Origin of the sequence: Aestuariimicrobium soli (genome assembly GCF_051192575.1) — a bacterium.
GTDB classification, from domain to species: domain Bacteria; phylum Actinomycetota; class Actinomycetes; order Propionibacteriales; family Propionibacteriaceae; genus Aestuariimicrobium; species Aestuariimicrobium soli.
On sequence record NZ_JBPJSQ010000003.1, the window covers coordinates 187736 to 201998 of the forward strand.

The 14263-nt window shown below is 70.7% G+C and carries 10 protein-coding genes; 4 read left to right on the forward strand and 6 right to left on the reverse strand.

Annotated elements, in window-relative coordinates; translation table 11 throughout:
* Positions 1-13 precede the first annotated feature (13 nt).
* Both ACSDQ9_RS04650 and ACSDQ9_RS04655 read right to left on the reverse strand, forming a co-directional pair.
* Complete coding sequence (locus tag ACSDQ9_RS04650; RefSeq protein WP_435144225.1) at positions 14-2314, reverse strand: DEAD/DEAH box helicase; 2301 nt, start codon at positions 2312-2314, stop codon at positions 14-16.
* A gap of 62 nt (positions 2315-2376) precedes the next feature.
* Positions 2377-3267 carry a CPBP family intramembrane glutamic endopeptidase gene (locus ACSDQ9_RS04655; protein ID WP_435144227.1) on the reverse strand — a complete coding sequence of 297 codons (891 nt, stop codon included), beginning with the start codon at positions 3265-3267 and terminating at the stop codon, positions 2377-2379.
* A gap of 129 nt (positions 3268-3396) precedes the next feature.
* Here ACSDQ9_RS04655 and ACSDQ9_RS04660 point away from each other — a divergent pair, with 129 nt between their 5' ends.
* Positions 3397-4932 carry a DUF7059 domain-containing protein gene (locus ACSDQ9_RS04660; protein ID WP_435144230.1) on the forward strand — a complete coding sequence of 512 codons (1536 nt, stop codon included), beginning with the start codon at positions 3397-3399 and terminating at the stop codon, positions 4930-4932.
* Between the two features lie 48 nt (positions 4933-4980).
* On the opposite strand, the gene ACSDQ9_RS04665 is transcribed toward ACSDQ9_RS04660, so the two are convergent.
* The 4 genes from ACSDQ9_RS04665 to ACSDQ9_RS04680 all read right to left on the reverse strand — a co-directional run bounded on the left by ACSDQ9_RS04665 (position 4981) and on the right by ACSDQ9_RS04680 (position 9143).
* A complete protein-coding gene (locus ACSDQ9_RS04665) occupies positions 4981-5772 on the reverse strand; it encodes an ABC transporter permease (protein WP_435144233.1) in 792 nt (263 codons plus the stop codon).
* A complete protein-coding gene (locus tag ACSDQ9_RS04670; RefSeq protein ID WP_435144235.1) occupies positions 5769-6614 on the reverse strand; it encodes an ABC transporter permease in 846 nt (281 codons plus the stop codon). The genes ACSDQ9_RS04665 and ACSDQ9_RS04670 overlap by 4 nt, the downstream gene beginning before the upstream one ends.
* Complete coding sequence (locus ACSDQ9_RS04675; RefSeq protein WP_435144238.1) at positions 6611-7624, reverse strand: ABC transporter ATP-binding protein; 1014 nt, start codon at positions 7622-7624, stop codon at positions 6611-6613. Before ACSDQ9_RS04675 ends, ACSDQ9_RS04670 begins: the two co-directional genes overlap by 4 nt.
* A 166-nt stretch (positions 7625-7790) precedes the next feature.
* Positions 7791-9143, reverse strand: coding sequence for an FG-GAP repeat domain-containing protein (locus ACSDQ9_RS04680; protein WP_435144241.1), 1353 nt, complete (start codon positions 9141-9143; stop codon positions 7791-7793).
* Positions 9144-9373: 230 nt separating this feature from the next.
* Here ACSDQ9_RS04680 and topA point away from each other — a divergent pair, with 230 nt between their 5' ends.
* Genes topA through tmk form a run of 3 tightly spaced genes read left to right on the forward strand, consistent with a single transcriptional unit; the run spans position 9374 to position 14263 of the window.
* On the forward strand, positions 9374-12139 hold the full coding sequence (topA, locus tag ACSDQ9_RS04685) for a type I DNA topoisomerase (RefSeq protein WP_435144244.1): 2766 nt from the start codon (positions 9374-9376) through the stop codon (positions 12137-12139).
* Between the two features lies 1 nt (position 12140).
* A complete protein-coding gene (locus ACSDQ9_RS04690) occupies positions 12141-13565 on the forward strand; it encodes a hypothetical protein (RefSeq protein WP_435144246.1) in 1425 nt (474 codons plus the stop codon).
* Positions 13565-14263 (forward strand): dTMP kinase, encoded by a 699-nt coding sequence (gene tmk / locus ACSDQ9_RS04695; RefSeq protein WP_435144248.1) that lies wholly within the window; start codon positions 13565-13567, stop codon positions 14261-14263. The genes ACSDQ9_RS04690 and tmk overlap by 1 nt, the downstream gene beginning before the upstream one ends.

The window sequence follows — 14263 nt, forward strand, 5'->3', positions numbered from 1 at the left end:
CGGCTGGGGGCGCTCAGGGTGCCTGCAGCACCGACCCGGTGAGCAGCAGCTCGAGCAACGTTCTGGCGCCCGCCTTGTCCAACAGCTGATTGGCGTTGCCGCACTTCGGTGACACCACACACCGCGGGCAGCCGGTCTCGCAGCCACACCGCACCAGCCGGTCCCAGGTCGTCTCCAACCAGCGTTCGGCCACCTCGAAACCGCGGTCGGCGAAGCCCGACCCGCCCCGCAGGCCGTCGTGCACGAAGATCGTGGCGGTGCCGGTGTCGGGATGCATGGGCGTCGACAGCCCGCCCAGATCCCACCGGTCGCAGGCCGCGAACATCGGCAGCAACCCGATGCCGCAGTGCTCGGCGGCGTGCAGCGCCGAGGCGAGCCGCAGGTCGTCGAACCCCAACTCCGCGGACACCTGCGCGGGCACCGTGAACCAGACCGCGCGGGTCTGGAACGAGTGCTTCGGCAGGTCGAGGGGGCTCTGGTCCCACACCCGTCCCGTCTGCTCGTCGCGCCGCAGGTAGCCGGTCACCTGCGACGACATCACCACCGTGCCCGCGTTGACCGTCGCCTCGGTGGGCCCGAACGAGCGGGTGTGCTGCCACCGCCGGATGGTCACCTCCGAGGTGCCCAGAGCCTGCGTGAAATAGCCCGGACGACCGCGCCGCACCAGCGCCTGCCCCTCGTCGGGCTGGTAGCTGGTCACCAGGAACTGCTCGCCCTGCACCAGGTGCACGGCCCCCTCGAACAGCTCCCGGTCGCTGGCGGTGCGGTCGACCGAGCCCACGACTCGTCCGGTCTCGGACTCGACCACCTCGACCGCGTGCCCACCGGCCGCACGAATGTCGATGTGGTCGACCGCCCGGTCGGGGCGCGTCCAGAACCAGCCTGTCGGCCGCTTGCGCAGCGCCCCCAGCGAGGCCAACTGGTCGGCGAGATGCTCCATGGTCGGCCCGAACCAGCGCGCATCGTCGCTCGTCAGCGCCAGTTCCTGCGCGGCGGCCGTGAGGTGCTGGCCGAGCACGGGCGGGTGGTCGGCGTGCAGCACCGTCTGCTCGACGGGCGCGTCGAAGATCAGCTCGGGGTGGGCGAACAGATAGCTGTCGAGCGGGTCGTCGCGGGCGATCAGCACGGCCAACCCGTCGCGATCGCGGCGCCCGGCTCGTCCGACCTGCTGCCACAACGCGGCCAGCGTGCCGGGGAATCCGGTGACCACCACAGCGTCCATGCCCGAGACGTCGACGCCGAGTTCGAGCGCATTGGTCGCGGCCACCCCGGTGAGCGCGCCCGACTGCAGCGACCCCTCGAGGTCGCGACGGTCCTGGGCGAGGTAGCCCGCCCGGTAGCTCGCGATGGTGCCGCCACCGGTCACCCGCTCGGCCGCCCTCAAGGCCACCACCTCGGCCAGGCTGCGCGAAGGCACGAACGCGATGGTCTGGCGGCCCTCGTCGACCAGGGCCGCCAGCAGACGCGCGGCCTCGTCCGTCGGTGTTCCCCCGGTGGGGCTGGCGCTGGGATCCCACAGCACCACGTCACGCACCGGCCGGGGAGAGGCGTCGTCGTCGACCACCGTGATCGACGGCTCGCCGATCAGCACCGCCCCCGACCGGTCGGGATCGGTGGGCGTGGCCGAGGCCAGCACGAAGGTGGGGTTGGCGCCGTAACGGGCGCACAGTCGGCGCAGCCTGCGCAGCACCAGCGCCACGTGGGTGCCGAAGGTGCCGTGGTAGCGGTGAGCCTCGTCGACCACGACGTAGCGCAGGTTCGCCAGCAACCGGGTGTACCGCTCATGGTTCGGCAGGATCGACAGGTGCAGCATGTCGGGGTTGGTGAGCACGTAGCGGGCGTGGTCGCGCGCGAACCGGCGTTCGGCCTCGTCGGAGTCGCCGTCGAGCGTGCCCACCCGGTAGCCGGACGGCGCCAGCTCGCGCGCGACCCGGTACTGGTCGTGCGCCAGCGCCTTGGTGGGCGCCAGGTACAACGCGGTGTGGGTGGGGGAGAGCAGGTGCCCGCGCCGCGGTGGAATCTCGACCCCGATCACCGGATCGGACGAGGCGGTGGCGGCCAGGATCGGCATCAGGTAGCCCAGCGTCTTGCCCGAGGCCGTCGACGTGGTGACGGCCGCGTGCCGGCCGGCGAACAAGGCGTCGGCGAGCGTGCGTTGGTGTTGCCAGGGGCGGACGATGCCGGCCACCTCGATGCTGGTGCGCAGGTCGGCGGGCAGCCAGTCGGGCCACTCGGCGGTTCGGCCGGGTTGGGCGGGTCGGTGGTGGAAGCCGACGGCACGGTCGTCGGTTCTGAGCCACGCGGGAATCGCCACGGCCCCAGCATGGCGCATCCCTCTGACAGGTTTTTCTCCTCCCCGAGCGGCGCGCCCCTCAGTCAGCGGCGGGACAGGCGGCGGGCCAGCAGGCACCAGGCCAGCGCCCCCACCGCGGTGAAGACCACCAGCTGCCACAGCGGCCAGGTCGACTGCTCCGAGGGCGGGGTCATCAATCCGGTCAGGTACACCAGCGCCGAGTTGAGCAGGGCATGCCCGACCACCGCCGGCCACACGGTTCCCGACCGCTCCCGCAGCCAGCCGAGCACCAGCCCAGCGAAGAAGACGTTCACCATCGCCACCGCGGCCGAACGGTCGTCCATCAGACCGGAAACCACGTAGCCGACCAGCAGCGGACCGTGCCACAGGGCCCAGACCAGCGATGCCAGCACGATCCGACGCCACGCGGGCCCGCGCGCGAGCAAGCGCCACAGATGCCCACGCCACCCCACCTCTTCACCGAAGCACGGCAGGCACATCGCCAACGCGACGGGCAGCACCGCCGCGGCCATCGGCAGCTGACCGCTCGCGAACCCGAGGGGTCGACCCGTCAGGGCGGCCATGGCCAGATGGGCGAGGGCCTGCGCGACCGCCACCACCAGCACGGCCACCAGGGCCCAGCCGAGTCCGGCAGCGAGGGCCCGGCCTCGCGGCACGCGCAGCGCCCACAGGTCGCGCAGGCGCTCGCGTCGTCCGAACAGCAGCCAGGTCGCCACCGAGGCGGCCAGCGGTGCGAACTGCCCGAACATCACCACCGTCGAGGCCACCGTGTCGTCGAAGACGCCCAGCGCGAGCGGAACGCTCAGCGCGGTCACCATCGCGACGGCCAGCCCACAGAAGACGCCGAGCTCGGCCCAGGGCATGGCGGTCTCGTCGATGACCGGCTCCACGGGAGTGGCGGGTGACTGCGCGTTCGCGGAACCGGGATGGACGGGGGTCGGCTGGCTGATCACGACGCCCATTCAACCCACCCACGTGAACCGACCCCCGATTCCGGGGGGGCCCAGCGGGAGAGGGTCAGGGTCTGGTCAGTGCTCCACCGGTCACCTCAGGGACGGCGCCCTTCAGGGCAGACTGGGCACATGGCCGAACCCCAGTCGAGTCACCCGCTCCCGACGCTGCCGCCGCTGCTCACCGACGCCGAGGCGGTGGCCCTGCGCGAGGCCCTCGCGGCGGCCGACTACACCGTCGACCGGGTGATCGAGGCGGTCGGCGAGGTCGGCCAGGCGGGGTTGCAGCGCAACTCCACCGTCGCCGCCGCCCACCACCTCGGAGACGACCGCGGCCCGCTCGCCTGCCTGGTGCGCCTGTTCGTGCTGCAGCAGCCGATGGCCGATCACCACGCGCGCCGGCCGTTCGGCACCGACCTGTACGCCCGGCTGCTCGAGGTGGGCATCGTCGAACGCACGGGTGCCGGCGACATGGTGCGGGCTGGCGTCGACGTTCGTCCGGTCGACAGCCCCGACGACCAGGCGACCGGCTGGGTGGTCAGCGACCTGCACCCCGGCCTCGACCAGCGGACGGCGCCGATGCGGCCCGACTACGTGCTCGGCCTCTCGCCGGCCAGCACGACGCTCGCCCAGTTGGTCAACCGGGCACCCGTCGGACGAGCGCTCGACCTCGGCACCGGCTCGGGTATCCAGAGCCTTCATCTGGCCAGTCACGCCGAACAGGTGGTGGCCACCGATCTCAACCCCCGCGCGCTGCAGCACGCCCGCCTCACCCTTCAACTGGCCGGGCTCGGCGAGCGGGTGCAGCTGCGCGAGGGGTCGCTGTACGAGCCGGTGAGCGGGGACCGGTTCGACCTGATCGTCACCAATCCGCCCTATGTGATGAGCCCGCCCAGCGGGGAGCGACTCGTCTACCGCGAGGGCAGCTTCACCGGCGACGGACTGGTGCAGGCCGTGGTCACCGGCGCGCCGGCCCACCTCAACCCGGGCGGCAGCCTGCACGTGCTCGGCAACTGGGCCAACCTGACCGGCGTCGACACCGCTGAGCGGTTGGCCGGGTGGGTGGCCGGCAGCGGGGCCGACCTGTGGGTGATCGAGCGCGAGCGCCTCGACATCTTCGAGTACATCGAGTTGTGGCTGGCCGATGCCGGGCTGACCACCAGTCGCCACTACGGCCCCCGGTACGCCGAGTGGCTCGACTACTTCACCGGCCTGGGCATCGAGTCGGTGTCGATGGGCTGGATCACCGCCACCATGGCCGGACGCGAGGTGCCCGACGTCACCGTCGAGGCGTGGCCCTGGCAGGTCGAGCAGCCGGTCGGCGAGGCGTTGGGCCGCCACGCGGACGACGTGGGTGCCGCAGGCTCGTCCGACGGTGACCTGCTGGGCCGTGCCTGGCGGTTGCGCGGCGACGTGATCGAGGAGACCACCGGACGACCCGGCGCCGACGGCCCCGAGCACCTCGTGCTGCGCCAGACCAGCGGACTGCGGCGGGCCATCGAGTGCGACACCGCGCTGGCTGCCGTGCTGGGAGCCTGCGACGGCGACCTCACGCTGGGCCAACTCATTCCCGCCGTGGCGCACCTGCTCGAGGTCGACGCGGCGGCGTTGGCCGCCGAGGTGCTGCCCCGCTTCCGGCAGGCCGTTCGGGAGGGCTTCCTCGACTGAGCCCGTTCCTCAAAGTGTCCGTCAACGGGCGGTGGAGCGCCGCCCGAATCAGGCCGAGGCGCCGGTGTAGTGGCGCAGGGCGTAGCGCCAGAACAGCCGCGACCCGACCAGGAACAGCAGCGCCACCCCGACGGCCGCTCCCAGATTGGCCAGCCCCACGCCGAAGACCAGTGACTGCGCCGGCACCGTCACCGCGAACGAGACCGGAACCACGAAGGTCAGCACCATTCGAAGCCACGGCGGGAAGATGCCCACCGGCCAGCGACCGGCCGACTGGAACATGCCCTCGAAGACCACGAGGATGTTGTCGAGCTTCACGAACCAGAAGCTGAACGTCGACAGGATCAGCAGGAAGCTGTAGATGATCGTCAGGCCGCACGCCAGCGCCACCAGGAAGCCCGCCACCTGCCAGCCGTCGAGGCCCTGCCGCATGCGCACCAGCGAGAACGTGATCACACCGAGCCCCACCACCAGGTCGGTGGCGGCCTGAGGCGCGACGGTCTGCACGCTGGCCAGCACCTGCGAGTCGGCGGGCTTGGTGAGGGTGAAGTCGAAGGTGCCCAGCCGGATCGCCTCCATCAGCGCCTGCATCGAGGGGCGGATCACCACCCCCAGTAGTCCCGAACAGACGAAGAAGACGCCCACCAGCACCAGCAGCCCGCCGTGGTCCCACCCGTTGAGGTCGGCAGTCTGGCCGAAGATCACCGCCAGGCCGATCACCTGCGTGACCAGGTTGCTCAGGGCGTTGATGACGGCCACCGCGAAGTCGGCCCGGTACTGCACGAAGTTCAACAGGCCCACCCGCAGGAAGGAACCGATCACCGACAGGTGGTGCCTCATGAGCCCACCGCCGAGTACTTGACCACCGCGCGTGACCACACCAGCCGCAGCACGAGGTAGGCGACGGCGATCCAGCCCAGCTGGGCGGCGAACCCCAGCCACATCGACGATCCGGTCGTCTGGCCCATCGCCACCTTGCTCACCCAGGCGATGTTCCCCCACGGGAACGGCGTCCACCAGGCCACCTGCTGGGCCAGCGCCGGCAGCACCGCCAGCGGGGCGAAGCCGCCGCCGAGGAAGGCGATCAGCCCGAAGTAGAGCGAGTTGATGGCCGAGACCTTCGTGACCCAGAACGCGGCCAGCGAGAGCGTCCATTCGACCATGAACCGCAGCACGATCGCGAGCACAGTGGCCAACAGCCCGGCGAGCACCGAGCGCGGGGTGAAGCTCGACAGGTCGCCCCGGAAGAGCACCAGCAGCAGCACGGCGGCGGGCAGGATGCCGGCCAGCCCGACCAGCTTGTACGACAGGTTCTGGGCGATGTCGGTGTGGATCGGGTGCACCGGGCGCACCAGCAGCGGCGAGTAGGCGCCGGTGCGGATGCGCCACTCCATCTCCCACATGATCCACACGAAGGTGACGTGGTTGACCACCATCTCGAGAGCGAAGTAGGTGACGAACGCGCTCGCACTGAACCCGGCCACCTGCCCCGAGCCGGCGACCGTGCGCCACACCACGATCGAGACGAGCGGATGGATGACTGCGGTGAACACCCAGATCAGCGTGGCCCCGCGGTAGGCGATCTGGTTGGCCATCGCCATCGCGAACTGCCCGCGGTACATCGCCCAGAAGGACGACCAGGCCCCCGGCGTGGTCGTGGTCGAGGTGGTCGTGGTGCTCATGGCGTGTCCTCGCTGGCGAACACCCGCTCGATGACGCCCTCGATGGGCGGCTCCTCGATGGTCAGGTCGGCCACGGGCAGGCTCGACAACACCCGCGCCGCGATCGCCGGGGCGGACTCCTTGGGCACCTCGAGCACGAGCTGATGAGCCGACTGCTCGACGACCCGCACCCCCTCGATCGCGCCCACCTCGGCCACGGCGCCCGCCAACTGGTCGGCCAGGTCGGTGTCGGCGTCGAACTCCATCGTCAGCGTCTTGGTCGCCGAGAAGCGCCGCACCAGACCGGCGAGACCGCCGTCGTAGAGCAGTCGTCCGTGGTGGATGACGATGACCCGCTCGCAGAGCGCCTCGACGTCGCCCATGTAGTGGCTGGTCAGCATGACCGAGGCCCCGGTGCGGCGGTTGTACTCGGCGATGAACGAGCGAATCTTGCGCTGCATGGCCACGTCGAGCCCGATCGTGGGCTCGTCGAGGAAGACGGTGCTCGGCTGGTGCAGCAGCGAACCGGCCACCTCACACTTCATGCGCTCGCCCAATGACAGGTTGCGCACCGGCTTGTCGAGTAGGTCGCCCAGGTCGAGCAGGTCGGTGAGCTCGTCGAGCCGGGTGCTGAAGTCCGACTCGGCTATCCGGTAGACCGCCCGGTTGAGCCGGTACGAGTCGAGCACCGGAATGTCCCACTGCAACTGGTTGCGCTGCCCCATGATCAGCGCCATCCGACGCAGGTAGTCATGGTCGCGGCGCCACGGCACCTGACCCCCCACCTCGGCGGTGCCCGAGGTGGGGTGCAGCAGGCCGGCCAGCATCTTCAGGGTGGTCGTCTTGCCGGCACCGTTGGGGCCGAGGAAGCCCACCACCTCGCCGGCCGCGATGTCGAAGCTAATGTCACGCACGGCCTCGACCTCGCGGGTCTTGCGGCGCACCAGGGCGCCGAGGGCGGCGCGGACGCCGCTCTCGCGCACGGGCACGACGTAGCTCTTGCGCAGGTCGCGCACGGCGATGGTGCTCACCAGGTTCCAATCGGTCGACGACGGGGGGGGGGAGTGGTCATCCGGGAGCCCCCAAAACTCCCGGTGGACCACCGTTCCCCCACAGGCAACACCGTCGCAGCCCGCTCTGACAATTTCTTTCTGGACCGATGCTTTCCCGACTGATGATTTCCAGGGGCGCGACGCCTCAGGCGACGGTGTCGAGCACTCCCCAGCCCTGACCGATCTGCTTCGCGACCCCGAAGGTGGCGTTGCCGGCCGAGGCGTAGAAGTACAGACCGCCATCGGTGCGCACGGCGACCAAGTCGCGTCGTCCGTCACGGTTGAGGTCGCCGGGCGAGACGAGACGGGTCGTGGTCTGCCAACCACCGCCCACCAGGGCCACCGACGAGATCGAACCCGACGGGCCGAAGGCGTAGCGGTAGAGGCGGCCGTCGCTGCGAATCGCCATCAGGTCAGACAGGCCGTCACCGGTCAGGTCGCCCAGGCTGACCACCTGACGAAGCGAGCTCCAGTTGGTGCCGATCGTCCGCGGGTTCGACAGGCCACGCACGGTCAGGGTGTAGCGCACGAGTTGCCCCGAGGCATTGCGTCCGACCAGGTAGGTGGGTGCGCCGGCGTCGTTGCCCGGCACGATGCCGAACAGTGACCAGGTCTGGAAGCCGTGGCCGATCTGATAGGGCAGGGCGAGTCGTCCGCCCTCCATCGCCCGGGCGAGCAGCACGCGTCCATCACGGGTGACAGTGAGCACGTCGGTCATGCCGTTCGAGTCCAGATCGCCGACCTTGGCCGCGAACCGGTCGCCGGTCGCGGTCGACTGGTAGACGGTCGAGTGCTTGACGAGGGACGGCCCGGGCAGCGTGCGGTACAGCGAGGTGGTGCCGTTGCGGGTGCCGTGCACGTCGGCGGCCGCATCGCCCACGTAGTCACCGATGCGGTGGGTGGCCCCCACGGCCTTGGGGAAGGACGCGGGCTCGTAGGTGCCGTCGAACTCGGTCGCCGGCACGATGTCGACGGTCAGACCCAGCTGGGGCTGGTGGAAGGCCAGCTGCCACGGTGCGCCACCGCTGTTGGCCAGGGCTCCCGACACGCAGGCACCGCGCGCCAGGTACACCGACGGCAGGGGGCGATGCACCGGGGTGTCGCGCTGGGCGTAGTAGGTGGACGCGTTCTGGGTGCGCGACCACGAGAAGTTCTCGGGGCCCACCGGAATGGTGGCCGCCGAGATGTTGCACACCGTGACCTGGTTCTCGTACACGTCGCCGTCGCCGATGCGCTCGGGGTAGGAGACCTTCACCGAGATGCCGGCGAAGGTCTTGGCGTCGCCGAAGGTGGTGTAGGGCCCCTCCACCCCGACGGCGTGGGCGGGCGCGGCACCGAACACGGTGGCGCCGGCGACGATCGCGGTGCCGGCCAGGGCCGCCGCGAGTCGAGGTCGCCGGCGGGTGCGGCCCGTAGCCCCGCCACCAGGAGGGGTGGCGAGGGCCAGAGGGGTGGCGAGGGAAGGTGCGACGGGGGGACGGACTGTGGTGGTGAACACGGGAGCTCCCTCGGTGTGGGTGACGAAACGGGCTGGCACTCCTCATACGCGCAGCCCGCGCTCCCGGGTTGCACGGACGATGCCCAACTTCTGCTGAGGAACGCTCAGCAACGCCGGCCCAGCAATGTGGCTGGCGGCGAACCTGTCGTGGGCGGCGGCTACCATGCAGTCGAAGCGGACGCCGTCGGGCGAACCGTTGGAGTACCACTTGACCCTGACCGAAGGCGGACATGTCGAAAACCCTCGTGATCGTGGAGTCGCCCACCAAGGCGACCAAGATCGCCAGCTACCTGGGCGATGGCTACATCGTCGAGTCGTCCCGTGGGCACGTGCGTGACCTGCCCACCGGGGCCTCCGACGTGCCCGCCAAGTACAAGGGTGAGAAGTGGGCGCGCACCGGCGTCGACGTCGAGAACGGCTTCGAGCCGTTGTACGTGGTGGCTGCCGACAAGAAGGCGACCATGCGGGCGCTGAAGGACCACCTCAAGAACGCCGACGAACTGCTGCTCGCCACCGACGGTGACCGCGAGGGCGAGGCGATCGCCTGGCACCTGCTGCAGGAGCTGAAGCCGAAGGTGCCCGCCAAGCGCATGGTCTTCCACGAGATCACCAAGCCGGCGATTCTCGAGGCCGTCGCGCACCCCCGCGAGCTCGACCTCGACCTCGTCGACGCCCAGGAGACCCGGCGCATTCTCGACCGGCTCTACGGCTTCGAGGTCTCACCCGTGCTGTGGAAGAAGGTCAAGCCGCGCCTGTCGGCCGGCCGCGTGCAGTCGGTGGCGACCCGGTTGGTCGTCGATCGCGAACGCGAGCGCATGGCCTTCACCTCGGCCGGGTACTGGGACATCGACGCCACCCTCGCGGGCACGGGCGGCGAGCCCGACTTCACCATCCGGCTGGTCGCGGTGGACGACGCCAAGGTCGCCCAGGGCTCAGACTTCGACACGCGGGGCCAGCTGAAGTCGGCGAAGGCGGTCGCCCTGGACGAGACCGGCGCCACCGCGCTGGCGACGGCCCTGACGGGGCAGCCGTTCGAGGTGGTCAGCGTCGAGTCGAAGCCCTACACCCGCCGCCCCTACGCGCCGTTCCGCACCACCACCCTGCAGCAGGACGCCGGCCGTCGGCTGCGGATGTCGGCCGAGGAGACGATGCGGGTCGCGCAGTCGCTCTACGAGGGCGGCTTCATCACCTACATGCGTACCGACTCGACCACGCTGAGTTCGTCCGCGATCACCGCGGCCCGCGCGCAGGCCACGCAACTGTTCGGGGCCGACTCGGTGCCGGATCGTCCGCGGGTATACGCCTCGAAGGTCAAGAACGCCCAGGAGGCGCACGAGGCCATTCGTCCGGCCGGCGAGCACTTCCGCACCCCCGCGCAGACCGGCCTGACCGGAGCGCAGTTCCGGCTCTACGAGCTGATCTGGCAGCGCACCGTCGCCTCGCAGATGGTCGATGCCCAGGGGCAGACGCTGACAGTGAAGTTCGAGGCCCGACCCGCCACGCCGGTGGCGATCGGGCAGCAGTCGCCGGTCGAGGTGGCCCACTTCACCAGCTCGGGGCGCACCATCACCAAGCCCGGGTTCCTGCGCGCCTACGTGGCCGGGGTCGAGGAGGATGACACCTCGGACGACGCCCAGGCCCGCCTTCCCCAGTTGAAGCAGGGGCAGCGGGTCGACGCCCGCGAGATCACCCCGGCCGGTCACGCCACCAAGCCGCCGGCCCGCTACACCGAGCCCACGCTGGTGGCCAAGCTCGAGGAACTCGAAATCGGCCGGCCGTCGACCTACGCGTCGATCCTGCGCACCATCACCGCCCGCGACTACGTGTTCAAGCGGGGATCGGCGCTGGTGCCCACGTGGCTGGCGTTCGCGGTGACGCGGCTGTTGGAGGAGCGGTTCTCGCACCTGGTCGACTACCAGTTCACCGCCGACATGGAGGGTGTGCTCGACGAGATCGCCAAGGGCAGCGCGAAGCGGCTCGAGGTGCTCACCGACTTCTACTTCGGCGACGAGGATGCCTCGACCACCGAGGCGGGTGGGGTCTCGGCCCGCGAGGGTCTGCACCGGCTGGTCAACGAGCTGGGCGAGATTGACGCCCGCGAGATGTCGACCTTCCCGATCGGTTCCGACCAGCTGGGCGAGCAGTCGGGCATCGTGGTGCGGGTCGGCAAGTACGGCACCTACCTCGAGGATTCCGAGGGTCGCAAGGCCAACGTCGACGACGACCTCGCCCCCGACGAACTCACCGTTGACAAAGCCCGCGAGTTGCTGGCCACGCCCACCGGCGAGGAGCGGGAGATTGGCGTCGACCCCGACACCCACCTGACGATCGTGGCCAAGAACGGACGCTTCGGCCCCTACGTCACCGAGGTGTTGCCCGAGGACGCGCCCAAGTCGGCCAAGCCGCGCACCGGCAGCCTGTTCGCCTCGATGGACCCGGCCACCGTCACCCTGGAGCAGGCGCTGCAGCTGATGAGCCTGCCGCGGGTGGTCGGTGTCGACGCCGACGGCGCCGAGATCACGGCCCAGAACGGCCGCTACGGCCCGTACCTGAAGAAGGGCACCGACTCGCGTTCGCTCGCCAGTGAGGACCAGATCTTCTCGATCGAGTTGGACGAGGCGGTGACGATCTTCGCCGAGCCGAAGACCCGCGGACGAGCCGCCGCTCGCGGCCCGCTCAAGGAACTGGGTGACGACCCGACATCGGGCCAGCCGGTGCAGGTGAAGGACGGCCGCTTCGGCCCCTACGTCACCGACGGTGAGTTCAATGCCACCCTGCGCAAGGACGACTCGGTCGAGGCGATCACCCTCGAACGGGCGGCCGAACTGCTGGCCGAGAAGCGGGCCAAGGGGCCGGCGCCGAAGAAGACCACGCGGCGCACGACCACGCGCAAGACCGCGACGGCCAAGACGACCGCAGCCAAGAAGGCGACCACCCGGAAGACCACCACCCGCAGCACGACCACCCGCAGCACTTCGGCGTCCACGAAGAACTGAGATGGCCAAGAAGCGCAAGGAGTTCTTCGAGCTGCCCTTCACGGTCGACGCCCCCCGGTTGGTGAACCCGGCACTGGGGGTCGACCGGCTGCTGCTCAGCCCGCAGAAGAGCTTTGACCTCGAGATCACCCTGCTCGACGCGCCTGATCACCGGCTGCTGCGGGCCGGGGTCACCCTCGCCCATCGGGTGAAGGGCGGTCTGGGGGAGTGGTACCTCGATGCGCCCGACTGGCAGCCGTGGCTGCCGGTCGACCACGTCGTCCAACTGGGGGCGGCGGGCGACTTGCCGACCGATCTGGCCGAACTGGTTCGCCCCTTCCGCCGCCGGTCACCGTTGGGTCCCGTGGCCGCCGTGCACCAGGAGCGGCAGGTGTTCGCGATCAAGGACGCCGACGACGTCACCCTGGGCACGCTGCGTGACGAGAAGATCACCATCCGCCGTGGTGGGGTGACCACCGCGCGCTACCGCGAGACCACCCTCGAGGCGGGGCCGGTGATGACGGCCGCCCAGCGCCGGTTCCTCGGCGACGGGCTGATGGCCGTTGGTGGGGTGCGGGTCGACGAGTTCCCCGACCCGATGCACCGGCTGGGGGCACCAGGCAGCGGGCTGAGCGACTTCCCGGAGCCGCGCGAGTACGACTCGTCCACGTCGTTGGAGGTGTTCGTCTCGAGCCTGTTCGCCGCCCGGCTGCGCGCCGTGATGCGTGCCGACCTGGCGCTGCGGGCGAGTGAGTTGGCACGGCAGGCGCGGGTCGCCGCCGCCGAACGTGCCGGTGAGCCCACGTCCGAGGCTGCTCGGTCGGCCGAGCCGGTGTTCTCGGAACTCGAGACGCTGGGCGTGCAGCTGCGCGCCCTGGCGGGAGTGCTCGAACCGGGCTGGCGCGAACGCCTCGAGACCGACCTCGCCAGCCTGACCGGCAGCGACCGCACCGTCTCGGTGACCCAGCTCGACGACCGCTACTTCCGGGTGCTCGACGCGCTGGTGACTGCCGTGCGCGCACCGCAGTTGGGCGACTTCTCCAACCAGAAGGCGGGCGAGGTGCTGCAACGCCAGGCCCATGCCGGGCTCGGCATTCTCGCCAGCCGCATCACCCGCCTCACCCCCGAGGCGCCGCTCGAGCAGTGGTCGGGGGCCCGCGCCGCCGCCCAGCAGCTGCTGATCGGCGTCGAGGGCGTCGGCACCCTGTTCGGCAAGCGGGGCAAGCGCCTCCGCAAGCGCCTGCGCGGGCTCGTCGACCGCCTCGAACCGTGCGTCGTGCCGGTCGCCGAACCCACCGCGGACGAGTTGGCCGCCCTCGACGGGGCCACCGCCTATCGCCGCGGCCTCGAAGCGGCCGACGCCACCCGGGCTCGGCGCCAGGCCCGCTCCGAGTTCATCAACGACTGGCCGAAGCTGCGCGGCAAGCTCGCCGACCGGGGGCTGTGATGGGCGCCACGACTCCTGCCACCCCCTCGGCCACCCCCTCGGCCACAGGTCAGCACGCTGGCCGGGGGCTGTTCATCGTCTTCGAGGGTGGCGACGGCGCCGGCAAGTCGACGCAGGTGCGCGAACTGGCGGGCTGGCTGGCCGAGCGGGGCATCGACCACCTGGTCACGCGCGAACCGGGGGGATCGCCGGTCGGCCAGAAGGTCCGCGAGATTCTGCTCGACCCCGCCACCGGACACCTGGCCCCCCGCGCCGAGGCCCTGCTCTACATCGCAGACAAGGCCCACCACGTCGACCAGGTGATCCGCCCCGCGCTCGACCGCGGCACGGTGGTGGTCTGTGACCGCTACACCGACTCGCTGCTCGCCTACCAAGGTGCCGGACGAGCGCTCGCCGTCGACGAGGTCGACACCATCTCGCGCTGGGGCACCGAGAACCTGCGCCCGCACCTGACCGTGCTGCTCGACGTCGACCCGGCCGCCGCCGTGCACACCAAGACCGAGCAGGACCGCCTCGAGTCCGCCGGGGAGGACTTCCACGCGCGAGTGCGTGAGGGTTTCCTGCGGCTGGCCGAGGCCGACCCCGACCACTACCTGGTGCTGCCGGCCCGCGATCCCCGCGAGCGCCTCGCCCGCGAGGTCCGCGGCCGGGTGGCCGACCTGCTCGGCATCACCGTCGTGGGAACCCAGCCCCACTGA